Origin of the sequence: Spirosoma sp. (assembly GCF_048594605.1) — a bacterium.
Classification (GTDB): domain Bacteria; phylum Bacteroidota; class Bacteroidia; order Cytophagales; family Spirosomataceae; genus Spirosoma.
In genome coordinates this window covers 1-25871 of the sequence record NZ_JBMDWV010000325.1, presented here as the reverse complement: position 1 = coordinate 25871, position 25871 = coordinate 1, and the positions used below count along the sequence as shown (strand labels likewise).

Sequence of the window (25871 nt, the reverse complement as noted above, 5' to 3'; positions counted from 1 at the left end):
GATTCGATGGAACCGGGCCAGTGAGCTATACCCTCAAAGGAATGGCCAACGTACCAGTGATCATGTAAGCCCCGGTCGTCGGGATCGAGCGAAAAGTGCCAGTCGCCATCCAGAAGTACGTAGTTGTTGGAGCGGAGAACGGCACGAGGTAACAGGTTAACAGGTTCGGATTCGGGTTGTTTTTCCGGACGACTGGCCGAAAAACTGGCATTGGGTTTTTTGGTTTCCATACGATACGCTTATTGGGAAGAGAACGCGTCGCTGATTGTATTGTTTAGCGGACTTTGCTATCAAAACGTATCACAGAAGCATCTTATTCAACTAAATGGCGGGCTGTAAAGCTTTTGGTCCATTGCCTCACTGCTGCGGATGTATGGGTTGAAAAGGCTAGGGGACGTGATCAGTCAGGTTTGTACTGCGTAGAATCACGAACGACCATGCGGGTTGGAATTCTGACCGTACCGGGCTGTGGACGTTTGGCTTTTACTTCGATTAGATCGATTAACTGCTCGGCAGCAATCTGCCCAATCTCCATGGCCGGTTGTTCGACCGTACTCATCGGCGGAGCCAGCAAATCCGCAACGGGCGTATTCGTAAAGCCAATGAGCGAAACGGTTTCCGGAATCGCTACATTTCGTTTTTTTAGAGCGGCCAGACAACCAAGCGCCAGTCGGTCGCTGGCGGCAAAAAAAGCGTCGGGCGATTGACTTAGCAGATCATCGATAATCGGCTCGACTTCATTCTGTCCAAAACCGGCGTATTGAATCAGGGACTCGTCGTAGGGAATGCCATATTGTTCCAGCGCAGCCCGATAGCCCGCCAGACGTTCCTGCGTAATCGAAATATAAGGTGGAATCGTTACGTGGGCAATACGTCGTCGGCCGCTCTGAATCAGGTGTTCGGTAGCGGCAAAAGCCCCCGCAAAATTATCGGCTGTTACACAGGGCAGATCAAGCTCGGTGGAAACGCGGTCAAACAACACGATCGGCAGTTTCTTTTCCTGCAATTCTCTCAGGTGCGTTACGTCCGACGTACTACTGGAGAGAGAAATAAGTAAGCCATCAGCCTTCCGGGTCACAGCCTGCTGCACCGTCAGGAGTTCACGTTCGTAGGACTCGTGGCTTTGAAAAATGATAACGTTATACCCCCGATTGTAGGCGATCGCTTCGATCCCGTTGATGATCTGCGAGAAGAAATTGTTTGCAATTTGAGGAACAATAACACCAATCACCCGGCTGCGATTTTCTTTCAGACTAAGGGCAATGGGATTGGGGCGATAGTTGAGCCGCTCAGCGTATTCAATCACCAGTCGCTTCGTTTCCGGGTTAATTTCGTAGCTATCCCGCAACGCCCGTGAAACGGTCGACGTTGAGAGATTTAAAGCCCGGGCAATATCTTTTATCGTAATGGTGTCCAAGGGGTAATATTGGTAAAGTACAAAAAACGCTGAGTTGATTGAATGGCGTATATATAAGGTCTGAAGGTAAAAAAAATACTCATTACGTTACTAAAATCGGCTGAAGCCAAACCCGGCAACGTTCCCGATAACGTTTGCGTGAATAAATTTCTTTAAACGTTTCGCTATAAGAAATAGCCTATTTAATCTTACTCTGTCAACAGACCGGACGTGAGTATTGTCAGTGCGTAGATTCTCCGCAAAAAGACAATTTTAAACGTAGCATCAGCAGTCTGTACACTTTCTGTCTTTTTTGCTATCTGTAGAGAAAACGCTAAACATAGCTTATGAATTCTTTATCTGTTCAATTGCTACCGCATATTCAGTCGCAAGTCGACGTTAGTTTGCCGCTCGATTCGTTCCAGAATCTGCCCGAACGTGTACTTCAGTTCGGAACGGGCGTTCTGCTACGTGGATTGCCTGATTTTCTGATTGACAAGGCCAATCGGCAGGGCGTTTTCAATGGCCGGATTGTGGTCGTTAAATCGACAGATGGGGGCGACATGACCGCCTTTAGTCGCCAGGATAATCTATACACGCTTTGTATACGCGGGGTAGAAAATCAGCGGCTTGTTGAAGAAAACGTAATATGCTCCGCGATTAGCCGGGTTCTTTCTGCCAAACAGCAGTGGGCTGACGTGTTGAACGTAGCAACCAGCCCCGATCTGCAGGTTGTGATTTCCAACACGACCGAGGTAGGCATTCAACTCGTGCAGGACGATATTCGGCAGTCACCGCCCGAGTCATTTCCGGGTAAGTTACTGGCTGTTTTGTATGCTCGTTATCAGGCGTTCAACGGCGATCCAGGCAAAGGTTTGGTGATTGTACCAACGGAGCTGATCCCGGAAAATGGAACGAAACTCGAAGCCATTCTGGTTGAACTGGCGCACCGGAATGAACTGGAGAGCGAGTTCATTGACTGGCTCGAAACAGCCAATACGTGTTGTAATTCACTGGTTGACCGGATTGTGCCGGGGCGGCCCGACCCAGCTACACAACATGCTCTGGCCGAGCAGCTTGGCTATGAAGATGACCTCCTGACAATTTCGGAAGTATACCGACTGTGGGCTATCGAAGGAAACGATCATGTCCGGAACGTACTGTCGTTCCATCAGACTGACGAGAGTGTCATTATCCGTCCCAATATTGATCTGTTTCGCGAGCTGAAGCTGCGTTTACTCAATGGTACCCACACACTGAGTTGCGGACTGGCGTTTTTGTGCGGGTTCGATACCGTACGGGAAGCCATGGACGACGACAGAATGTCGGCCTTCATTAGTAGTGTTATGCTGGCCGAACTGATTCCGGGAATTCCGTTTGCCTTGGATGAAAAAGCAGCACAACGATTTGGTTTTCAGGTATTGGACCGTTTTCGGAACCCGTTTATCGAACACCGCTGGCTGGCCATTACGATGCAATATTCCGCAAAAATGCAGATGCGTAACGTACCGACGCTGCTCCATTATTACAAGAAATTAGGCGTAACCCCCCGTTATATTTCCCTAGGTTTTGCGGCTTATCTGCTCTTCATGCGGGCCACTGTGCAGAAAGATGAGGTGTGGTATGGCGAACGTAACGGCGAAGCCTATCCAATTTACGATGGGCAGGCCGGATATTTTGCCGATTTGTGGGCCCGTCTGGCTCCGCAGGAACTGACTCAAACCGTACTCCAGAATACAACCCTTTGGGGAAGCGACCTAAGCCAGTTGCCAGGTTTCGCGGATTCGGTTGCCACGTGTCTGGGTTTGTTACTCGATAATGGAGGTCTGGCAACGGTCTGTTCGCATTTCGAACATTATGAAGCCGTAACAAAATGAAAAACAACGTATTAAAAATACATCCTGATGATTCGGTACTGGTTGCTCTAGCCGACCTGGAACCCGCAGAACAGATAGAATGGGAGGGAACATCGCTGACTGTTGCGGAGGCCGTTCCTGCCAAACATAAAGTAGCGCTTCGCGATTTTGCGCCGGGCGATCCGATTACGATGTACGGTGTACTGGTTGGTAAGGCAAAACAGGCCATTCCAGTGGGAGGGCGACTGACGACATTCAACGTACAGCACGCAACGAACAGCTACGATCTGCAGAATTCAACGTATCAGTGGACACCGCCGGTCGTCGATCGTTGGCAGAACCGGACGTTTATGGGCTACCATCGGTCGGACGGGCGCGTCGGAACGGCCAATTACTGGCTTGTAGTGCCCCTTGTTTTTTGCGAGAATCGAAACATTCAGGTGCTGGAAGAAGCACTCATAAATGACCTGGGTTATTCGAGACGCCATACATACCAGCAGCAGACGCAGGAATTGATGGAACTCGTGCAGGCCGGACGTACCGTTGAAGAAGTTTTACAGGCTGATCTGGGACAAACCGCACAATCGTTCAGCAACCTCGACCGAAAGTCACTACGTCTGTTTCCGAACGTCGATGGTGTCAAGTTTCTGGCTCACGAAGGGGGTTGTGGGGGCACAAGACAGGATGCGCAGGCGCTTTGCGGCTTACTGGCGGGTTATATCACTCACCCGAACGTAGCAGGTGCTACGGTACTTAGCCTGGGTTGTCAGAATGCGCAGGTTAGCATGTTGCAGGAAGAGATTCGCAAGCGGAGTCCGCAGTTTGATAAACCGCTGTTTGTTCTTGAACAACAGACCATTGGTACCGAAGAATCATTGATTAGTCTGGCGCTACGTCAAACCTTTGCGGGACTGATGCAGGCTAATGCCTGGGTTCGGCAACCTGCTCCACTAAGTAAGCTTACTATCGGATTAGAATGTGGCGGTTCCGATGGTTTTTCAGGCATCTCGGCCAATCCCGCCGTAGGCCACGCGTCGGATTTACTCGTAGCGCTGGGCGGAACTGTCATTCTGTCGGAATTTCCGGAACTCTGCGGGGTCGAGCAGGAACTCTGCGACCGTAGCGTCGATGCGGAAACTGGCAATCGGTTTCGCGAATTGATGAACACATACGCCCAACGGGCCAAAGAGGCCGGATCGGGTTTCGACATGAATCCGTCGCCCGGCAACATTCGCGATGGGCTGATTACCGACGCCATGAAATCGGCGGGGGCTTCCAAAAAAGGCGGATCGTCGCCAGTGGTAGCCGTTCTGGATTACCCCGAACTGGTCACAAAACCTGGCCTGAATCTGCTGTGTACTCCCGGTAACGACGTAGAATCGACTACGGCTGAAGTTGGTTCGGGCGCTACGGTGGTCTTATTTACAACGGGACTCGGCACGCCAACTGGCAACCCGATTGCACCTGTAGTTAAAATTTCCAGTAACACGGCTTTAGCTAAGCGGATGCCCGATATTATCGACATCAACACTGGAACCGTAATCGACGGCGACGAAACAATTCAACAGGCGGGCGAGCGACTACTTGATCAGATTATTCAGGTAGCAAGCGGTGATCTTGAGGTAGCCGCCGTTCGCCACGGTCAGGACGATTTCATTCCCTGGAAACGGGGCGTTTCACTTTAATAATGATTGAATGATTGAATTGTTCAATGACTGAATGGCTTCACGTCTTTTATTCAACAATTCAATTATTCAACGATTCAATCATATTCCATGAAAAAACCCTTTCTGAACGACGATTTTTTATTGCAAACCGAAACGGCACAGCAGCTCTATCATGAGTTTGCCAAACCGATGCCGATTATTGATTACCACTGCCACCTGCCACCGGATCAGATTGCAGACGACAAAACGTTTGAGAATCTGACGCAAATCTGGCTTTATGGCGACCATTACAAATGGCGGGCCATGCGGACTAACGGCGTTGATGAAAGCTACTGCACCGGCAAACAGTCGGATTTTGCTAAATTTCAGAAGTGGGCTGAGACCGTGCCCTATACGGTCCGGAATCCGCTCTACCACTGGACGCACCTGGAATTGCAGCGGTATTTCGGTATTGCCGAAACCCTCAACGGCAAAAGCGCCCGACGTATTTACGAGGCTTGTACGGAGCAATTGCAAACGTCAGACTTTTCGGTCCGGAATCTGCTACGTCGGATGAACGTCGAAACCGTCTGCACCACCGACGATCCGGTCGATTCGCTGGAACATCATCAACGGATAGCGGATTCGGGTTTTGAGATCAGCGTGTTACCTACTTTTCGCCCCGATAAAGCGATGGCTGTGGAAGATCCCGATGCGTTCAACCAGTACGTAGCCAGACTGGAAGCGGCCAGCAACGTAGCGATTACCAGTTTCGACGATTTTCTGACCGCACTACGTCAGCGGCATGATTATTTTGCTTCTATGGGCTGTAAATTGTCCGACCACGGTCTGGAGCAGATTTACGCTGAGCCTTACAGTGAAGCCGACGTTCGCGCCATTTTCGACAAAATTCGGTCCGGTCACGCACTGACGGGGTCAGGTATTCTAACATTCAAATCAGCAATGCTGGTTTATCTGGCCGAGATGGACTGGGAGAAGGGCTGGACGCAGCAGTTTCACCTTGGCGCGCTACGTAACAACAACTCACGCATGTTGCGGCAACTGGGGCCAGATACAGGCTGGGATAGTATCGGCGACTTTTCGCAGGCGCGGGCGCTGGCTCGCTTCCTCGACCGGCTCGATTCGACGGATAAACTGGCCAAAACGGTACTGTATAACCTGAATCCGGCCGATAACGAATTAATGGCGACAATGATCGGTAATTTCAACGACGGGTCGGTAGCGGGTAAAGTACAGTTTGGGTCAGGCTGGTGGTTTCTGGACCAGAAAAACGGCATGGAACGCCAGATTAATGCACTTTCCAATATGGGTCTGCTAAGCCGTTTTGTTGGCATGCTGACCGATTCGCGCTCATTCCTAAGTTATCCGCGTCACGAATATTTCCGTCGGATTCTGAGTAATTTGTTTGGCAACGATATTGAAAACGGTGAATTGCCTGATGATATGGACTGGATGGGTCAGGTTGTTCAGAACATCTGCTACGGTAACGCCAAAACGTATTTCGGATTTAGCAGTAAGCCACTCGAACTGGCTGTATAATGGTGGTGTCGGACGGTCGTAGCCGCTCCCAGTTCTGATACGATTGCTAACGTGAACTGTCGGGTTTTCAAACGGCTGTGGTCGACTGCCCGATACCATATTATTTTACTATGGACAAAGTTTGTTGTTTCGGGGAATTGCTATTACGGTTTTCGCCGGTCGCGAATGGAGAATGGATTCGGCAGGCGAGTATGCCCGTTTTTGTAGGAGGGGCGGAGCTGAACGTAGCAACGGCCCTGGCCTACTGGCAGGTTCCGGTCAAATACAGTACGGCTTTGCCCGAAAATTCACTGGCCGACGATATTATTGGTTACGTTGCGGATCAAGGTATCGATACGTCAGGTGTTGTTCGTTTTGGGCAGCGTATTGGTACCTACTATCTGCCGCAGGGAACAGACCTGAAAAATGCAGGTGTTATCTACGACCGGGCTCATTCGTCCTTTTCGGAACTGATTCCTGGTAAAGTCGACTGGGACGTCATTCTGCAGGACACGAGCTGGCTACACGTCAGCGCCATCAGTCCTGCGTTGAGCATGAATGTAGCAGGGGCCTGCCAGGAGTTGCTGGCGGCCGCATCGGCCAAAGGCATTACCGTATCAATCGACCTGAATCACCGGGCACGACTGTGGCAGTACGGTATGGCACCCGACGAAATTATGCCTGGTCTGGTTGAACATTGCGACGTAGTAATGGGAAACATCTGGGCCGCCAATGCCTTGCTGGGTATTGCTGTTGATGAACACATTCATGCCAAAGGTCAGCAAACGGATTACGTAGCGCACGCGCTGGCTACGTCGGAAGCGATTCAGGAACGGTTTCCGCGCTGTAAGGTTGTAGCCAACACGTTCCGATTTGATGCACCGCCTGCCGGCCTTCGCTATTATACGACGTTATACGTAGATGGCCAGCAGTACGTTTCGACGGAGTTATTTACAGAATCCGTGGTCGACAGAGTTGGCAGTGGCGATTGTTTTATGGCGGGGTTACTTTACGGACTTTATCATAAACATGCCCCTCAGGAAGTTCTTGATTTCGCGACTGTTGCTGCTTTCGGTAAATTGCAGGAAGTTGGCGACGCCACTGGGCAATCCGTTGCCGATATAACGAAACGTATTCATACATTAACGTCTTTAACCTGAGGTTACTATGGCTTTATTTTCATCCGACCAAATTCTGGAATTAGTCACCAATCATCCGATTGTACCCGTATTTTATCATGCCGACGCCGGGCAGACCCAAGCCATTGTTCAGGCCTGTTATGATGGCGGACTGCGTGTTTTTGAATTTACTAATCGGGGTAACCAGGCCTTGCCGGTTTTTACACAACTGGTTCAGTACGTTCGAGAAAACTGCCCGGAAATGGCCATTGGTATCGGTACGATTCTGACGCCTGAAGATGCCGAAAAATTTCTGGATGCCGGAGCTGATTTTGTAGTACAACCCGTTACAACCGTTGCGGTAGGGGAGGTTTGCAAAAAGCGCGGTGTGCCCTGGATGCCAGCCGGATCTACTCTCAACGAAATCTATCAGGCTACGTTGCTGGGCGCCGACATTGTAAAGGTGTTTCCGGGTAACGTAGTAGGGCCCGATTTTATCAAAGCAATCAAAGGACCAATTCCTACGCTTAAGCTTATGGTGACGGGTGGCGTTGAGCCTACCATCGATAGCCTGTCGTCCTGGTTCCGGGCGGGGGTAACGGCGGTGGGTATTGGTTCCCAATTATTTTCCGGCCAAACGGCTGATCCGACTGTTCTTCGCGAGCGGGTGTCGGCTCTGGTTCAAATGGTGACACCCTTTATTCCTCAACCCGCATGAGTAAATCCGTTGGTAATTACCGCTGGACCATCGTTGCGCTGCTTTTTTTCGCAACAACAATCAACTACCTCGACCGTCAGGTAGTGGGCTTACTAAAGCCGACTCTGGAGAAAGAATTTAACTGGTCGGAGCTGGATTATAGCCGTATTGTGCAGGTTTTTTCGGCCGCCTACGCTATTGGCCTGCTGGTATTCGGTCGATTTATTGACCGTATTGGCACCAAAATGGGCTACACTATCGCCATCATTTTCTGGAGCATAGCCGCTATGGGCCACGCGCTGGCAACCAGCACATTAGGTTTTATTTTTGCCCGGATTGGATTGGGCCTGGGGGAGGCTGGTAACTTTCCGGCAGCCATTAAAACCGTAGCCGAGTGGTTTCCGAAGAAAGAACGGGCGCTGGCTACCGGGATTTTCAATTCTGGTGCTAATATCGGGGCGGTGATTGCACCTATTCTAGTGCCTTGGATTCTAGGGGTTTACGGCTGGGAAATGGCGTTCATTGTAACGGGTGCAGTCGGATTTATCTGGCTGATTTTCTGGTACGTTGGCTACGAAATTCCGGCGAAGCAGGCTAAACTTTCGAAGGCTGAATTCGATTACATTCACAGTGACAACGAAACCACGCCGGATGAAGTGGCTGATCATGGAAAGCCTGTTTCGTGGAGCGTATTACTGGGCAAACGTCAGACCTGGGCGTTTGTCTTTGGGAAAATGCTTACCGACCCCATCTGGTGGTTTTTTCTGTTCTGGTTGCAGGATTATTTCTCCACTACGTTCAACCTCGATACCAAGAAACCGAACCTTTATCTGGCGGTGCTTTATACGTTGGTAAGTATTGGCAGCATTGGTGGTGGTTACCTGTCGTCCTGGCTGATCAGCCGTGGATGGAGTGTGTGGAAAGCGCGTAAAACGTCGATGCTGGCATTTGCCCTGCTGGTAATTCCGGTGATTGCCGTACGTTTCGGACCCGGTATCTGGACGACTGTCGCCTTAATTGGTCTGGCGGGAGCGGCTCACCAGGCCTGGAGCGCCAACATCTTTACAACGGCTTCGGATATGTTTCCTAAACGTACCGTCAGCTCAGTTGTTGGCATCGGAAGTATGGCTGGTTCGATTGGCGGCATTATTTTTCCGGAGATTGTTGGTCGGATACTGGACAGTTACAAAAAAGTCGGCGACTTACAGGGTGGCTACGGCATCATTTTTCTAATGTGTGGTTCGGCTTATCTACTGGCCTGGCTGATTATGCATTTACTCACCCCAACCATGCAGCCGGTTAAGCTCGAAACCCCCGAGTCGGAACCGGTAGCGTAAACCAATTCAACGTTCAGGTTTCTGATTCGTACTTGTTTAAATCAGAAACCTGAACGTTGAAATAGATTATTAATCAACCTATATAAAAACATATAAGATTTACGGTCCTAGTCAAAATCTACATAATCTGTAAACTATCTATTTATATAAATTTCGTTACGTACTATGGACGTTAATCAAATGGAAATCGCGGCTTCGCACCCGTTAGCGTTGCCCGTTGGCGTTACTCTCGATCGGTATATCATGCACCGGCAAACGGCCTTCCCGTATGCTACGGGTGATCTCTCGCAGTTGCTACGTGATATTGCGCTGGCTGGAAAAATTATTCACCGCGAAGTGAACCGGGCGGGGCTGATCGACCTGACGGGGGGGATGGGTGTGCAGAATGTGCAGGGAGAAAGTCAGCAGAAGCTGGATATGATTGCCAACATTCGCTTTTGTCGGGCTCTGAAAAATGGGGGCGAGGCTTGTGCTATTATTTCAGAAGAAGACGAAGACATTATTTTTACTGGTAACAACAACGGTAAATACGTTGTCGCGATTGATCCATTGGATGGCTCATCGAACATCGACGTGAACGTATCAATCGGAACAATTTTCTCCATCTACCGGCGCGTAACACCCATTGGTTCTCAACCCTCTCTTGATGATTTTTTGCAGGGTGGCCGTCGGCAGGTGGCTGCTGGATATATTCTCTATGGATCGTCGACGATTCTGGTGTATACCACTGGGCATAGTGTTAACGGCTTTACATACGACGCGTCGCTCGGCGAATTTATCCTGTCGCACCCCGATATCCACAGTCCGGCAAACGGGCAGATTTATTCCTGTAATGACGGGAACGTCGATAGCTACGAACAAGGTGTTCAGGATTATCTGACTTCCTGCCGCAGAAAGCAATACACAGCCCGCTATATTGGTTCACTGGTCGGCGATTTTCACCGCAACCTGCTTAAAGGCGGAATTTATTTATACCCGCCAACCAAAAAGACCCCTAATGGTAAGCTTCGGCTGCTTTATGAGGCATTTCCTCTTGCATTTCTGGCCGAAAAATCGGGTTGTTTAGCTACATCGGGGTACCAGTCTGTTCTGGATATAAAACCAATCAGTCTGCATCAGCGTACCCCTTTGTTTATTGGCGCACCCGTAATGGTCGAAAACTTAATGAGTTTATTACAGTAGGCTGATTTACAATAGCCTGAACGTACTGCTCAAGCCAGTCTGTAAGCAAAACGGTGCTATTATGCACTCAGCTATGTGGTAAATAAGTTAATAATTTTTTAATTTGGTAAAATTAAAAGGCACTAATAAACTATTTTGTAATATAATAGTTATCTTGAATGTTTAACTAGCATATTACAGGCATGAAATACTATATAACTACTGTTTTGCTATTAATAGCGCTCCAGGCTTCAGCTCAGTTAATCGTTGGCAGCAGTGGTATGACAGTGCTACCAGGAACACCTTTGCAGATAGATGGACTGACACTAACACCATCGACGGCGTTAACCATTGTTAATAACAGTATCCAGCGGATAAATTCGCCGGGTGCGGGCGCTCCTAATGGTAGCATCAATCGGGCTTATCAGTTTGGAGCACCTTTGGCTTTTTCGGGTAATGTCCGGATTCAATACCAGACTGCCGAGTTGAACGGTCGCCCTGAACAGGGATTACAGTTAGCCTATTCGTCGGTTGCAAATGGTCCTTACACCATTGCCACTGGCAGCACGGTTGATGCTACCAATGACTTTGTTTCCAATTCTGTAACGGGTGGAAATCTGTTTGTCGTAACTGCTACCGCCCTTTCCGATCTGACTCCTATTACCTATGCGCAGCCTTCAACACAGTATGGAAATTCTCCTTTCAACATTATCGTTGAAGTGTATGAACTCAATGCCGTGGCGACTCAGGGTTCGTTCTCGGTGAGGATCAATAAAGATCCGAAAGTAAGCCTGACCTTTTCGCCTAACGCGACCTCAGTAGGAGGCCAGGCTGTAAATAATAGTGCTTGGAGTTTTAATGCTAGTGATGAAGATTATTACATTCTTACAACCAATCAGAGCATAGCTGCTGGTGATGTACTTTCGTTTGGCTTAAATGCAATGTTAAACCCATCGGCTACATCCGGGGTACTGTCAATCAATTCATTGGTGTTGCCCGGCACGCTTGTGGAAACGAGTCTGACCAATAATATAGATGCCGAACGAATTAATTATTTTCAGCGATAGGAATACCGGTGTAGCAACGTAGCAACTAATACCGAATCGGCGTATCTCTCGAATCGGCGTAGGCTTTGCTGAAGTCAATTTTCCTGACCTGACTTGCTACGTAGCGGATGCCCTGAAAAATGTGGTTAATAAACGTAGTGTCGCTCTGGTAATCAGTTTTAGCGTGGCCGAGTGTGGTGCACCAGGTATAACCCCCATCAAAGTTGTAGTACCAGGCTGAGGGATAAAGCTGGGTGTATGAACCGCCAAACATTTTTACTTTCTCAGGCTCATCCTGATTAAGTGATGTAAGATCGTTGGTCATAATCACCGTTGGACCGGGCGACATTTCCTTGGTGAAATAAAACTCATCCTCCCGCTCCCACAGTTTTGGTACGTTCTTCATGGAAGGATGGCTGGAATTGATGACTTCGACTTTGAACTTCTGAAATTTTGGATGCCAGGCAAACGTTCCGCCCAGCATCCGCTTAAACCACGTCCAGTTCCGCTCGGTCCCCATCACCGAATGAATACCGACAAAACCGCCACCGGCTTCGATGTACCGTCGAAAAGCCAGCCGCTGCGCATCAGTATCGAAAACGTCGTTGTTCGTACTCGGAAAAATAAGCAGCGTGTATTTTTTAAGGTTGTCTTCCGTAAAAACGGTGGGCTGATCCGACGTATCGACACGAAAACCGTGTTGCGCACCTAGTTTCTGAATACAGGCAATGGCGTTGGGAATATTATCGTGGACATAGCCTTTGCCATTTTTAGTATAAACCAGTACGTTCACCTTCTTCCAGTTAACCTCCTGACATAGGCTGGTGCTCGTTATAAACAGGCAAAAAGACAGTCCTAACGCTGCGGTTAAAGCAAATCGCTTCATCACTTGTTTGCTGTGTTGATACGTTACGTCTACGATTTTACTACTTCTTAAGGTGGATCTGCTGCGCCTGTTTCTGCGCTTTAATCGCTAATTCAGCGGCCAGAAAACAGTGTTCCTGCGACATGGCTGTTTCGGTTCGGTTCAGGACATCGTCCACCAGTTGTTCACCGTAGGGCAGATTCTCTTTGCTGCAATCTATGTAACGGGTTTCTTTTTTATCCGTAATGAAGAGGTGGTTTCCGCCTTCTCGGCCACCCGGATCGATATTTTTACGGATCTCGATGAAGCCCTCTGTTCCCAGAATAGTCAGTCGGCCATCGCCCCAGCTTTTTAAGCCATCGGGGGTAAACCAGTCGACCCGGATATAGCCCATACCGCCGTTGCCCCGGAGCATGACATCGCCAAAATCTTCAAAATTGGGGTATTGCGGGTAATGGAGATTGCCTACCTGAGAGGCTACAATGTCGGCCTGGTTTGAACCGGTGAAAAACAGAAACTGGTCGAATTGGTGCGAAGCAATGTCGCAGATAATTCCACCGAATTGTTTCTTTTCAAAAAACCAGGCCGGACGCGTTGTGAGGCCAATTCGGTGTGGACCCAGCCCGACGGTCTGTATTACGTTGCCGATAGCGCCCGCTTTAACCAATTCTCCCGCTTTTACGGTTGCTTTGTTTTCCAATCGCTCACTGTACATGATCGAGTAGATACGTTTGGTTTCTTTCTGAACCTTCCGTACTTCAGCCAGTTGTTCAAGCGTCGTGATACCGGGTTTGTCGGACATAAAATCCTTTCCGGCCTTCATGACACGAATCCCCAGCGGAGCCCGTTCATTGGCGATAGCCGAACTAAGCACGAGCTGAATGCTTTTATCGTTAAGAATTTCGGCTTCACTTTTTGCCTGCTTTGCCTGCGGAAATCGCTTGGCAAACTCCGCGGCTAAATCCGGCTCTTTGGCGTAGAAGGAAACGAGTTCGCCACCACCCCGCGTAACGGCTCCAACCTGCCCATAAATGTGACCATGGTTCATGCCAATGACCGAAAACCGAATGCGTGCGGCTTTTGGTTTGCCATCACTTCCCAGAGACGTAGCGGATACTATGGCAGGTACACTAACCAGTTCGTTGGGCAGCGTAGGGAGGGCGACCAAACCAGCCGCCGTAGAAATAGATTCTTTTAAAAACTTTCGACGATCGTTCATGAGTGATAGAATTGTTGAATGACTGAATGATCGAATTGCTTATATATTTTCATTCAACAACTCAATCATTTTACCACTCAATCATTTAGATTTTTTAGCCATTTCCAGCGCCTGAGTCGTGGTGTAATATTTGGCGATCATATTGGGCACTTCCCAGGCGGGTAGGCTTCCTGCTTTCAGATAATCCAGATATTTCTGCGCCACCCGACCGAAGTGTGCTTCGTGACCTTCTTTATATTTTTCCGGGATGATCACTTCCCAGCCCGCTGCTACCTTCTTCACATCAACACCCGGAAACTCCTGCTGAATGTTGGGTAAAGCTGCTTTTATCGATGCCTCCAGATTTTTGTTACCCGAAGCCGATTCGATATATAATGTCGGTTTGTACTGTTGCGCAGCCGCCTGACGAATAATCAGGTTTGCCTTCGTACCGCGCATGATTGAATAATGCGTATCGCCTGCGCCTTCCGGTGCTTTATAAGCCCACGTAACCGACACTTTAGCATGAATGCCCCGAAGTTGATAATTGATTTCGCCGTTGCTGTACACCTTCAGGATGCTGTCGTTCACTACGTCCTTTTTGAGATAATCAGGAAATGTATTCTGTTTGGTAATGGCTTTAAACTGACTCAGACGCATATCAGTAGTCCACCGCCGGGCCGATGTTAGCTTAATATCTTTCTGGTAATCAATGACCTGATCGGGAAAGCATTCCCACTGAACCAGATCGACCAGGTGAGTCGTTACGTCTACAATACCTTCGCCCTGTTGTGCTACATCCATGAACCAGGCCGGGCGAGTAAGCACGCTTCCGGATACGTTCTTATAAAAATGGTGAACGCTTTCTTTTGTAACTGCCGGATTCTCGGGCGTACCTTTTTCCAGCGTACCGAATACGTCCGCCTGTCGTGAAAAAGCGCGTTGCAGCATCGTCGTGATTTCGTACCGCTCGGTCATGATGTCGTAGAGCAGGACTTTATTTTTTTCTGCAGAAGCGAAGGAGGCTTTCAGCTTATCGAAGTTATCCGCGCTGATTACCATCGGCTTATCCGCCAGTACGTTAAATCCGGCATCAACTGTTTTCTGGATGTAATCCGTTTTCAGTCGATTGTTTCCAGCCATGACTACTACGTTCCCAGCTTTGTCCGTAATCATTTTATCAAAGAAATCCGCTCCTTTGTAAACTTCTTCTTTCCAGTGGGTAGGGTTATCCGGACGGGAATTATAGCCCTGAATCTTATCGATATGGAGCTGCACATCAGGGCCATCGGGCGCATAAACATGCACAACGGAATCGACGCCTTCGAGCATATTTTTCTGAACGAGTGCAGCATGGAAATGCCCGGGATCTAACGTAATGAGGTGAATTTCGCCGGTGGCTTTTTCACTCTCTTTCGTCGATTGGCAAGCAGTAATCAATGTGGCTATAAACAGGCTACTGGCAAGTGGTAAGAACTTCATGAAAGTTAGATAAGTGAGTTTTTGTCATTCCGACGAAGGAGGAATCTCAGGCTTGACTACTATTGAACCCTGAGATTCCTCCTTCGTCGGAATGACAAAAAATAATGTCAATTACTCTTTGCTGATGCCATCATCTTGATCGCATACGGTGCCCGCTGTGGGCGCGAAAGCAGTTTATTGGCTTCAGGGTCGTTTTTGAATTGTTCTTTTTTGGGGTCCCAGTAGAGCTTTCGGTTCAGTTTCATGGCTGCGTGATGAAGTAAACACGCAGAGCAGGATCGATGCCCGATTTCTGCCGGAGCAATCGGCTCTTTCCGACTTACAATGCTCTCCAGCCAGTTGCCGTGATGTTCTTTACTGACAGTGAGATGCGTTTCATTGGGACCAATAACCGACGTAATAAGTTTTGGATCGCTGGCATCGAGTTTTTTGGCTGCATTCTGCTTGGCAACCGGGTCGCTGGCCGTTACAGAACCATCGCCACGAGACACGAAAATCCAGCCTTTTGTGCCTTCAAACTTGATGCCGTTGGGGATCTCGTTGCTCACAACCATATGAACGCCATTTTCGTATAAGGCTTCCGTGCGGAAAATACCGTGTACATCCCACAAACCACTTTTCGGGAAATCGGCTTTCCCCCAGATTTCGATAGGTCCCGTATGCTCAGTGTTCATAGCCCAGTGCGCACAGTCGATGTGGTGCGAACCCCAGCCCGTAATCATGCCAGCACCGAACTGTTCGCAACGTAACCAGCCCGGACGATCGTAATCGGCCTGTGGGTGTACGCGTTTTTCGGTATAATACACTTCGGGCGTAGTACCCAGCCACATATCGTAGTTCAGGTTTTTCGGTACAGGCATTTGTGGCTCCTCGTTTCCTGAAGGATCACCAGGCAGACCAACATATACCGTTTTCAACTCACCGATACGTCCGTTACGAACCAGCTCGGCCGCATAGCGAAACTGTTCTGACGAACGTTGTTGACTACCCACCTGCACAATCTGCTTCGACTGTTTGACTGCATCAGCCATCATTCGCCCTTCGGCTATGGTCAGGGACGCGGGTTTCTGCATGTATACGTCCTTCTTCGCCCGAACGGCATCGACCACAATCGGTGCATGCCAATGATCGGGCGTACTGACAATAACGGCATCAATATCTTTATTAAGCAATAACTCGCGGTAGTCGTGGTACACTCGCACACCGTCGTAATCTTTGCCCGTCTTCTTGGTATAATAGTCGTTGACCAACTTTTTGGCATCATCGGCTCGCTTGGTATCCAGATCGCAGACGGCCATGATCAGCGCGTTATCGTACTGCCAGACGCCTGGTATGTCGTGCCCACGTGAAATACGGCCCGTACCGATTGCCGCTACGTTGATTCGATTACTGGGGGCATTTTTGCCAAATACCGAAGCCGGTACAATCGTTGGGAAACCACTAATAAGGGTAGTGGATGCCAGCGTGCCTTTCGCTGCCAGATCAAGAAATTTTCTTCGGGAAACGGTTGCGTTTTTTTCGGAAGACATACTACGTAGCGTTTATCTGCTTTGGAAAGCTTTTAGTCAGGAAAATCTAATGAGTGATTGAGCGAATAGCTGACACAACCGTACCGGCAGTCGGACACTACGCGCTCAATCACTCATTCATCAATTCACTTAATTATATCCTGGATTCTGCGGAAAACCAGGTGAACCATCAGCCGCTTTACTGCTACGGTCGATTTGTGTTTGTGGAATTGGCCGCAGATTGTTTGTTTCTTTTACGTTAGCAGCCGCATCTGGATTATACGCTTTAACCCGTTCAACCAGATTACCCCAGCGTTTCAGATCGAACCACCGCATCTGTTCGCCGGCTAGTTCGCGTGCCCGCTCTTCATAGATCATGTTCATATCCATTTGCGCAGCTGTAATTTCCATGGCTGACTCTTTTCCTGTAAAAGCTGCCCGACGACGTACCGCATTAATTGCCGTGACAGCATCCGTTGTTTTCCCTAACTTTAGTTGTGCCTCAGCCAGAATAAGATACGTTTCAGCCAGGCGGAACGCCAGATAATCGCGGCTCCCCTGTTCGTAGGTCAGATCGGGGCGCTGGGGATCAAGAAATTTTTGCAGGGTTGGAAACAAGGCAGCGTTGTAAAGGCTTGGTACCAGAACCTGATACTTTTTAGCAGCCCGCTGTGCCACTGTCCACTCCACCCCAGGAATGTAAATAGCTGTGTCGCCGGCGTTTAAAGTTATCTTAGCCTTACTGTTATCGAACGAGGTATTCAGGTTCGCACCGGGGTTATTGCTGTACCAGGTATCCTTGAACGTTTTCTTGTAGCGAGAGTCGTTTACCCGATCTTTAAAAACGGTTTCGAGCAGATACGTTGTTGGGCGGAGCCGCTTGAAAGGCCGGTCATTGGCAATGTCGCGCTTCATACCGGGCTGTACGTCGTACTGCATGCCAAAATATAGATGCAGTTTGTTGCCATCGCCATTATTTGTATTAGCCGAATTAATATTGGTCAATGGGTCAGACGTATACTGCACAGCAAAGATGACTTCGTCGTTAATTTCACCGGATCCCTGCGCAAATACGCTGGCAAAATCAGGCAATAGTTTATAGCCATAGTTGCTGATTACGCTTTGCGCCAGGGTAGCCGCTTTCGCATAGTCGTCGGCAGCCTTGGCCGATGAAGTCGCTTTAGTCAGATACACACGGGCCAGTAAGTGTTCAGCAGCACCCTTGGTCGCCCGACCGTAATCATTCGAGCGAATTTTAGTGTCCAAGTCCGGAATAGCCGCTTCCAGGTCCGCTACAATAGCCTTGTACATATCGGCTTCAGAGGCTCGGGTAACCGCTTTCGTAGGCTCGAGCGTTTCGGTGAGCCGCAGGTCGATTCCGCCAAACTGCTGAGTCAGAATGAAATAGTAGTGAGCACGCAGAAACTTTACTTCCGCTACCCGAAGTTTTTTGGTCGCGTCGCTGACGCCCGCCGTGGTTGGGGCGCGTGTGATAACGGCGTTACAGGTATTAATGCCCTTATACAGCTCTTCCCAGAGTTGCTGCAGAATATCATACGAGCTATTTAGCTGGCTATCGTAAAATTGAAATCCTTTGTAACTACCATCAGCTCCGGCCTGATAAATGTCGGTACCATACTCGGTCATGGTCAGGCCCCTTTCGCTGGCATAGAAGTTTCGCAGCGATGAATAGGCAGCCCGGGTCGCATCCTCAAAACCTTTGGGCGTATTAATGTAATCGTTCCCGATATTAGAGATAACCTGCTCGTCCAGGATATCTTTACAGGATTGGCCACTGAGCAGAAAGGCCGTTAACGCCACTACCCGGAAGCTACTGGTTATGATCTTTGTTTTCATTGCAAGAATGAGTTGTTAGTATTTTCAAGGTGATCTTCACCGATTAAAATTTAACATTTAAGCCGAAGGTGGTTATGCTCGTAGCTGGCACGATACCATTACTGATCCTGCCATCCGACGTTTCAGGATCAACCCCGTTGTATTTCGTCCGGTAGCTTGAGAAGATAAACGGCTGTTGGATGCTGGTGAACAACCGCAGCGACTGAAGCCGTAACTTCTGGGTGATACCAGCCGGGAACGTGTATCCGAAGTTAATGTTTCGCACTTTCACGAATGAACCGTCGAAGTAAATAAGCGCCGTGTTATACAGCGGGAACTCCTGGTTGGCGTTAGGTCGTGGGAACTCGTTAGTTGGGTTGTTGGGCGTCCAGTAATCGACCTTTATTTGCTCATAGCGACCAGCTAAAGCGTTGTTATCCTGATGGAAACCGCTTGAAATAGTTTGGCCAATACGGGCGTAAATAAAGAAGTTCAGGTCAAACCCTTTGAACGTAAAGCGGTTCGTCATTCCCGCGCTGAATGTTGGAATATCCGAACCAAGGAATGTCCGGTCGTTGGTAACTGAAAATTTACCATCACCATCTATATCTGCTATTTTAACCTGGCCCGGCACAAAGTTGCCATAAGCCTTTGCTGCATCGGCTTCATTGGTCTGCCAGATACCCGTCTTTTTGAAGTCGTAGTAGGCTGTTAGTGGTTTACCAATGAACCACCGGTTACCAATATCATCGACGGCACCGTTATAAAGCGATAGGATCGCTTCGTTATTCTTGGTGAACTGCAGGTCTGTTGTCCATTTGAATCCACCTTTAGTATTCACGTTCACCGTCGATACCGAGATTTCAACGCCACGGTTGCGGGTCTCCCCGACGTTACGTGTTACGGCATTAAAGCCAATGGATGTGGGCAATTGGTCTGATAGGAGCAGGGCGGTGGTATTAGTCTGGTAAAATTCGAGTGAACCTGATACTCGGCCCCGCCAGAAGCTGAAATCGACACCGATGTTCGAAGACGTTGACGATTCCCACCGTAGGTCTGCATTCCCAATCGTATTGGGCCGGTATCCGAATGCGGGGCTGTTCCCCCAGGCATACACTGTGCGACCCAGCAAGCCCTGCGTCTGGTAAGGAGACACCCCCTGATTACCCACCGACCCCCGGCTCACGCGCAGCTTCAACAGATCAATCCAGGATATCCCTTTCATGAATTCTTCGTTGTTGATGTTCCAGCCTAGGGCAATACCTGGGAAATTACCATATTTTGTATTCTCCCCGAATCGGCTTGACCCATCCCGACGTAACGTAGCTGTCACTAAATATTTGTCCTTGTAGTCGTAGTTAATTCGACCCATGTATGAATTGATCGTCCATTGGATCAGGTTACTGCCTACCCCCAGTACAGCACTCGCGGCCCCTTCATTGTAGAACGACTGCGACTCGGCCGGAATACCCTGCACCTGAATGTTACTATAATCGAAGTTGTCGCGCTGAATCGATTGGAGTGCTGTAAGGTTCAGGTTATGATTTTGCCCAAACGTTTTGGTATAGGTCAGGATATTCTCGAGCGTGTAGTTAAACCCAAACTGACTGTTCGTAGCAGCCTGCGGGTCCCCAAATTTGCGGGCATTGGTTTGTGAACCAATAAATCGCCCGTCGCGCCGTAGAGAGAAGTCAGGACCAAAATTGACCCGGTATTTCAGGCCATCCAGGATATTGGCTTCAACATAAAGGCTATTGGTAATCCGATACTTTTTCCGCTCGTCGATCTGAGCACCAGGTATGATCTCATACAAAGGATTGGTTAGCAATGCGTCGTTGGTTGGCGAGAAGATTAGATTGCCGTTGTCGTCGTAAGGCCGTCCCAACGGGTTTTGCTGAATTGTAAAGGTATACGGGTTCAAGACTGCTCCATTCTGCAGGCTATACATGAAATACGACGAAAGACCTACCCGGAATATTTTATTGAGCTGGTGATCAACGTTAGCCCGTAGCGAATAACGGGTGTAATCCAGACCGGGCATGATGCCCTTGTCCTTAAAATAACCAGCCGAAATATAGAACTGCGTTTTTTCATTACCACCCTGAATGCCCAGCGAGTGGTTCTGTTGAAAACCCTGACGTAAAATCAACGACTGATAATCGGTACTACGCCCGGCAGCAATACCCGCAGCTACGGCTGGGTCGCCCCCCAATACAGAAATTTTCGCGTCGGCAACTGGATCGGATTGGCCCGTCGGTACTACTTGTCCAGCCGCGTTGGTGTACTGTCCTGTCGTTCGGTAAGCCTCCCGCACGAATTCGGTGAATTCAGCGCCATTAAACAAATGAATTTTGTCTAACACATTCGTAACGCCCAGATAGTTGTCGTAACTGATCGTGGTTTTGTTATTAGTATTTCCTCGTTTGGTCGTAATCAGCACAACCCCGTTAGCCCCCCGTGCCCCATAGATGGCTGTAGCGGTGGCATCCTTCAGGATTTCCATTGAGGCCACATCATTCGGGTTAAAGTCTTCATAACCAGCCGAGACAAAATCCATGGTCGATCCCAAGATAGACGGCCGAGAGCCACTAGCCAGCAACTCGTTACGGTCGCCCGCGAGCGGAATCCCATCAACCACGTATAGTGGGTTGTTCCCGGCGTTGAATGACCGTCGCCCCCGCACCCGGATAGTAGGTGTAGCACCAGGTCGGCTACCCGACTGCGCCACATCGACCCCCGCTACGCGTCCCTGGATGGCCTGTCCCAGGTTTGTGATAGGCATTTCGGTAATCTGCTTGGAAGAAACTGACGAAATAGCGCCAGTGGTCTGACTCTTTTTCTGCGTACCATAACCGATCACCACGACTTCGTTCAGCGAACGGCTGTCGGTATTCAGGGTTAGGTTGACGGTCGATTGGTTGCCAACAGTAATCTCCTGCGTAACAAAACCAACCGCTGAAAACACCAGTATCGACTGATTGCTATTAATATTAAGGCGATACTCGCCATTAGCGTCGGTTGTGGTGCCACGCGTGGTACCTTTTAAGGTTACACTTACGCCTGGTAATCCATTATTATCGTCGCCAGAGAGAACTCGGCCCGTAACGGTACGTTCTTGGGCCGGATTTTCCAACGATACGTACCGGGTTGGTGGCGCACTGTATACTGGCTGGCCAAGAAGCGCCAGAGCAGTTAGGCCAAGAAGGGGAATCCACGGTCGTCGTGGATATTGAGTAGTTGTTGTACACATACTGGGAATAGGAATTGTTAAGAGTTATGGTAAAGCTTTTGACGAGTCGGTAGCTATCTCGATCGACTCGCCCGGTTTAAGTCGAATAGGCTTTTGTTGTTTCACAAGCAAGTTTACTTGCCCGGACGTTAGCGCTACGCGGGTGCCTTTGTCGCATTGTCGTACCTGAAAAGCCGTGCCAATAGCTTCAATAGTAAGGCCACCTGTATGCACCCGAAAAATCCGGGCCGATGACGTATCAGCTCGGTGTACAATCGAGAAGTCAGCTTCGCCGTTTAGCCATACGGCTCTTGGCGATTCGTCGTTCCAGGATCGGGCATACTGAATTCGGCTGTTTGGGTAGAGCATCACCGTCGAATTGTCCGGTAGTCGAATTTTTCGGGTCTGCTGGCCAAGCGTGTTTATGGTTGAAATACACTGGTTTGGCCCATATTGCATCCAGAGCGCCCAGCCAATCAGTAAAATTACCCCCAACGTAGCGGCAATCGTCCGGATAAAATACCACCAGCCAACCACAGCTCGTACATCGGGCTGGAGGGGCCGAATATCCTCCATCCCTTGAAGCGATACACGAATTCGACCCCATACTGACGATATTTCATCCGACGACAAGGCCGGTGAGGCAGGCTGACTGGCTGTCAGAATTATATCACGAGCCGTTTCAATTATCTGGCTGCGATACGGATGATTCGTCAGCCAGTTTTCCCAATACGCTGCCACCTCTTCGTCGTCGGGGTGTTGCACCCAACGCACAAACAGATCGTCGAGGGCAAAATCCTCAGCGGTGTAGGCAGAGTATGGTTTATCGGGCACAGATTGTCCTGTTTTCTATATGCCCAAAACGCAAGGTCTCGGTAATTCTACTTACACAAACAGTGTTTATCAGAAAGGCAACGTCTTGTAACCATTAATCCAATTCGCTGTTATGTCTTTATTAACAGTGGATTAATCATGAGGCTATTTCTGCGTGTTTTCCTGGGGATTCTTTTTCTGAATGGTGTCGTGGGCCGTGTTTGGTCGCAGCCTGCCGCGTCTGTCGAGAAGAAAACCCGGTTGAAGGCAACCTCAGCCCGGCAACCTGATACAATCCAAAGCAGTAGTCCTAAGTCGCTAACGTTTACAGCCTCAACCGATCAGCGTTTTTTCTTCTTTAATGACACTCGTACGGAAGACAATCGCCGAAAACCAGTCAGTGTCTACGGCATCCGGGCGGGCTTTTTATTTCCCCCTCAGCACGACCGTCCGGCGTTACGTGGCGGACGGTCCGCCAGTTTTAAGGCGGGTGCCGGTTTTTATTTTGTCAATCAACGTCTGGATAAGCCTGGATTACTTCCCAATACGTCGGAATCCATTACACGACATTTGCGTATGGGAACGGTTTATTACGAACGCTATTTTTTACGACGTAAGGCTTTTGAGATGAGTTTACCCATCGAATTCGGTTATGGGCATTCGCGCTATGAAGTAAATGATGAAGGTGCCAACAAACATGAGGTAGCGCGGGGGGTGTTTTTGCCTCTTGGCGTAGGTGTTTCGGCGGCCTATCAATTTCCAACGATTCGCTGGTTACGGCCTTTACGCTGGTTTGGCGTAAATATTTTAACGGGTTATCGGTTTATTCTAAAAAAAGATATCCCTGAAAGTCAGATCAATTACACGGGTTTATACTTATCCGTTGGCCCCTCCTTTTTTCTGGAAAACCTTACTGCCGACATTAAATACTGGCGCCAGAAGCATAAACAAAAAAAAGCCGCAGAACAGCGTAATTAATGCCTTGCTTTAGCGAATAAGCAAAGAATCCTGCCAGTTTGGTGACAGGATGCGCAACTCGGTTAGCGTGTATCGTTTATGTAACCTAACGGAAAGCTTATTTTGCGCTACAGATGGTATGTGAATCATTTAGTCACGTTAAATAAATAGAGTTGCGGGAATAGCGTAGACTAAGTATTTTCACTCAAAGCCATGCTCACGTTGATAAAACGGAAATACACACATCTTAGCTATGGTAATGTCTCCTGCTGATAGGGATGAACCGAAAACATTACTGGATTATTTTTATAATTAGAAGGAACGGCAACCCGATAAAGTTTATCTGCGTCAGCCGGTAGAGAACCGTTTTGTTGACTACACCTGGGATGGCGTTGGGCTATAGGCGTGCCGGTTGGCACGTATCTGCATAAGATGAACCTGCCCCCAAAAGTTATATTGGCCTGATCTCAAAAAACTGTGTACGTATCAGTGCCGTTTTATTTAACACCGAATGAGTCACAACTTCAGCAGGTACTTATCCATAGTCAATGCTATGCTACGTATTGTTTGTCGATAAAGTGTTAATTGGGCCAGCCTGAAAGCTAGTATTTCTGCTACGTTGACCTGCATAGCCTTTCCTGATTACAGCCCTAATGCGTCTCCGCCCGATACCGATCATGTGCATTTGGCCGGTATTCAGGCAAACTGCTAGCCTTTGAGCGGCATGGAGATCAATAGATTACTCTTTTGATCTCCGTGCTTCTATAATTTATAAATTTTCGCTGGCGACTGCTTCTTCCCACCGGATACTAACTGCCTGCTCAATATCAGGGTGCAGGCTGATGGCTACCGGACAGGTATGGGCAATATCTTCCAGGCGGGCGCGGGTCTGATCGTCGGGTAAAAACGGATTCCCGTCGCGATTTGCGCGAAGCACAAGATCAACCCCGATACGGGCAATTTTTCGAGGTGGCTGGCTGGTCATAACTTTCGTTACGTCGAGTGTACTGCCTGTTAAATCAAGCCCATCCCGACGTGCATGAATCGCCATCGTTGTGATGATACAGGTGGCTAGTGCATTGGCTACTAAATCGGTCGGTGAAAATGCTTCACCCCGGCCCTGGTTATCGGTGGGAGCATCGGTAGTAATGTGCGTACCAGACTGTAAATGAGTGCAGTCTGTCCGGAGCTCACCAAGGTAATCAATGTGAATTGTAGGCATAAATTCGTTAATTCGACGAGTTAGTTAAACTGTAAATTTCCTAAATGAAAACCCGGCAATTACCGTTCTCTAAATATAGCTGTAGAAAGAAAGTAAATTGCTTTCGGCGGCTTAAACATATAAATTATTGACGTAGTTACATGAATTGCAGGTATGACTTGTGAAAACGATCAAAAAGGAGTAGCTTTAATTCAGGATTTTATGACAATGCGAACTATATACGGATTATTTGGTCTTACGGTATGTATTCTGCTTCTAACGACCCAGAGCAGCAACGCCCAGCGGTCATCCGATAACGAAGACGAAAACTATCGTTCGGTTACTACGTTCGGTCTTACCACGAATACGAATTCTGGGGTTGTAGGAGGCCTGTCGTTTCGACAATCGAAACAGCTATCGGGTACCTTATTCGGTCTGCCGCAGGCTCGTTATTTCAGTGTAGAACTGGTTAACGTAAAACATCCCAAGGAGCTTCAATCCTCGATTAATAGTGTCGGCTCCCGATTCATCGAAGGGAAAGAAAATTACCTGTTTGTGCTACGTCCCCAATATGGTCGGGAAGTTAAGTTATTCCAGCGCAATTCTGATGAAGGTATTGCCGTGAATGGGATATTGGCCGCTGGTCCGTCATTAGGTATCATCAAGCCGTACTATCTTGAAGTTGCCTATGGTAATTTCACCCGTACCGTGCCGGCTTCCGAAGTAAACGGATTTGCTACGGCTACGGGCGAAACGGTAACCGGGTCGGGCGGTTTTTTTCAGGGATTCGACAAGTCAAAGCTGACCGTTGGATTGAACGTAAAAGCTGCTCTAAGTTTTGAATTGAGTGCTTTCCGAAGTAATACAACGGGCGTTGAAATCGGTTTCCTGGCTGAAATTTTCCCCAATAAAATCGTCATTATCCCTAATACTGACCCCGCCGGTAAACGTGAAGATGGTAACCGCAGCTTCTTTACGTCGGGTTA

General features: G+C 48.8%; 19 protein-coding genes and 1 pseudogene. 10 read left to right on the top strand and 10 right to left on the bottom strand.

From position 1 onward, the window contains the following. Positions 1–230 (bottom strand): annotated as a pseudogene (locus ACOJS8_RS19780) (glycoside hydrolase family 2); the annotation flags it as partial. Positions 231–400: 170 nt separating this feature from the next. Then, on the bottom strand, positions 401–1417 hold the full coding sequence (locus ACOJS8_RS19775; RefSeq protein ID WP_420150276.1) for a LacI family DNA-binding transcriptional regulator: 1017 nt from the start codon (positions 1415–1417) through the stop codon (positions 401–403). A 326-nt stretch (positions 1418–1743) separates the two neighbouring features. On the opposite strand from ACOJS8_RS19775, the gene ACOJS8_RS19770 reads away from it, so the two are divergent. The 8 genes from ACOJS8_RS19770 (at position 1744) to ACOJS8_RS19735 (ending at position 11817) form a co-directional block, all read left to right on the top strand. Then, entirely contained in the window at positions 1744–3273 is a 1530-nt protein-coding gene (locus ACOJS8_RS19770) for a tagaturonate reductase (protein WP_420150275.1), read from the top strand. Continuing rightward, positions 3270–4937: a UxaA family hydrolase gene (locus tag ACOJS8_RS19765; protein WP_420150274.1), complete on the top strand. Its 1668-nt coding sequence runs from the start codon at positions 3270–3272 to the stop codon at positions 4935–4937. Before ACOJS8_RS19770 ends, ACOJS8_RS19765 begins: the two co-directional genes overlap by 4 nt. A gap of 90 nt (positions 4938–5027) precedes the next feature. Continuing rightward, positions 5028–6458: a glucuronate isomerase gene (gene uxaC / locus ACOJS8_RS19760; RefSeq protein ID WP_420150273.1), complete on the top strand. Its 1431-nt coding sequence runs from the start codon at positions 5028–5030 to the stop codon at positions 6456–6458. A gap of 110 nt (positions 6459–6568) precedes the next feature. Next, positions 6569–7597, top strand: a complete 1029-nt coding sequence (locus ACOJS8_RS19755; protein WP_420150272.1) for a sugar kinase — start codon at positions 6569–6571, stop codon at positions 7595–7597. A gap of 7 nt (positions 7598–7604) precedes the next feature. After that, complete coding sequence (locus tag ACOJS8_RS19750; protein ID WP_420150271.1) at positions 7605–8273, top strand: bifunctional 4-hydroxy-2-oxoglutarate aldolase/2-dehydro-3-deoxy-phosphogluconate aldolase; 669 nt, start codon at positions 7605–7607, stop codon at positions 8271–8273. Continuing rightward, positions 8270–9589 (top strand): MFS transporter, encoded by a 1320-nt coding sequence (locus ACOJS8_RS19745; protein WP_420150270.1) that lies wholly within the window; start codon positions 8270–8272, stop codon positions 9587–9589. Before ACOJS8_RS19750 ends, ACOJS8_RS19745 begins: the two co-directional genes overlap by 4 nt. Positions 9590–9769: 180 nt before the next feature. Then, positions 9770–10771, top strand: a complete 1002-nt coding sequence (gene fbp / locus ACOJS8_RS19740; RefSeq protein WP_420150277.1) for a class 1 fructose-bisphosphatase — start codon at positions 9770–9772, stop codon at positions 10769–10771. Positions 10772–10953: 182 nt separating this feature from the next. Beyond that, positions 10954–11817: a hypothetical protein gene (locus ACOJS8_RS19735; protein ID WP_420150269.1), complete on the top strand. Its 864-nt coding sequence runs from the start codon at positions 10954–10956 to the stop codon at positions 11815–11817. Positions 11818–11842: 25 nt separating this feature from the next. On the opposite strand, the gene ACOJS8_RS19730 is transcribed toward ACOJS8_RS19735, so the two are convergent. The 7 genes from ACOJS8_RS19730 to ACOJS8_RS19700 form a co-directional block, all read right to left on the bottom strand. After that, on the bottom strand, positions 11843–12682 hold the full coding sequence (locus tag ACOJS8_RS19730) for a ThuA domain-containing protein (protein WP_420150268.1): 840 nt from the start codon (positions 12680–12682) through the stop codon (positions 11843–11845). Positions 12683–12722: 40 nt separating this feature from the next. Next, positions 12723–13880 carry a Gfo/Idh/MocA family protein gene (locus tag ACOJS8_RS19725; protein WP_420150267.1) on the bottom strand — a complete coding sequence of 386 codons (1158 nt, stop codon included), beginning with the start codon at positions 13878–13880 and terminating at the stop codon, positions 12723–12725. A gap of 81 nt (positions 13881–13961) precedes the next feature. Then, positions 13962–15341 carry a putative oxidoreductase C-terminal domain-containing protein gene (locus ACOJS8_RS19720; protein WP_420150266.1) on the bottom strand — a complete coding sequence of 460 codons (1380 nt, stop codon included), beginning with the start codon at positions 15339–15341 and terminating at the stop codon, positions 13962–13964. Positions 15342–15448: 107 nt separating this feature from the next. Then, a complete protein-coding gene (locus tag ACOJS8_RS19715; RefSeq protein WP_420150265.1) occupies positions 15449–16870 on the bottom strand; it encodes a Gfo/Idh/MocA family protein in 1422 nt (473 codons plus the stop codon). Between the two features lie 129 nt (positions 16871–16999). Further along, the gene (locus ACOJS8_RS19710; RefSeq protein ID WP_420150264.1) at positions 17000–18706 is read right to left on the bottom strand and encodes a RagB/SusD family nutrient uptake outer membrane protein; all 1707 of its coding nucleotides are present in this window, start codon (positions 18704–18706) and stop codon (positions 17000–17002) included. 43 nt (positions 18707–18749) lie between these two features. Then, the gene (locus tag ACOJS8_RS19705; protein WP_420150263.1) at positions 18750–21935 is read right to left on the bottom strand and encodes a SusC/RagA family TonB-linked outer membrane protein; all 3186 of its coding nucleotides are present in this window, start codon (positions 21933–21935) and stop codon (positions 18750–18752) included. 24 nt (positions 21936–21959) lie between these two features. After that, positions 21960–22748, bottom strand: coding sequence for a FecR family protein (locus ACOJS8_RS19700; protein ID WP_420150262.1), 789 nt, complete (start codon positions 22746–22748; stop codon positions 21960–21962). A gap of 138 nt (positions 22749–22886) precedes the next feature. Here ACOJS8_RS19700 and ACOJS8_RS19695 point away from each other — a divergent pair, with 138 nt between their 5' ends. Next, positions 22887–23705: a hypothetical protein gene (locus ACOJS8_RS19695; RefSeq protein WP_420150261.1), complete on the top strand. Its 819-nt coding sequence runs from the start codon at positions 22887–22889 to the stop codon at positions 23703–23705. Between the two features lie 748 nt (positions 23706–24453). On the opposite strand, the gene ACOJS8_RS19690 is transcribed toward ACOJS8_RS19695, so the two are convergent. Beyond that, positions 24454–24906: an OsmC family protein gene (locus ACOJS8_RS19690; RefSeq protein ID WP_420150260.1), complete on the bottom strand. Its 453-nt coding sequence runs from the start codon at positions 24904–24906 to the stop codon at positions 24454–24456. A gap of 207 nt (positions 24907–25113) precedes the next feature. Here ACOJS8_RS19690 and ACOJS8_RS19685 point away from each other — a divergent pair. Continuing rightward, positions 25114–25871 (top strand): hypothetical protein (locus ACOJS8_RS19685; RefSeq protein WP_420150259.1); only part of this gene is annotated, 758 nt, incomplete at its 3' end.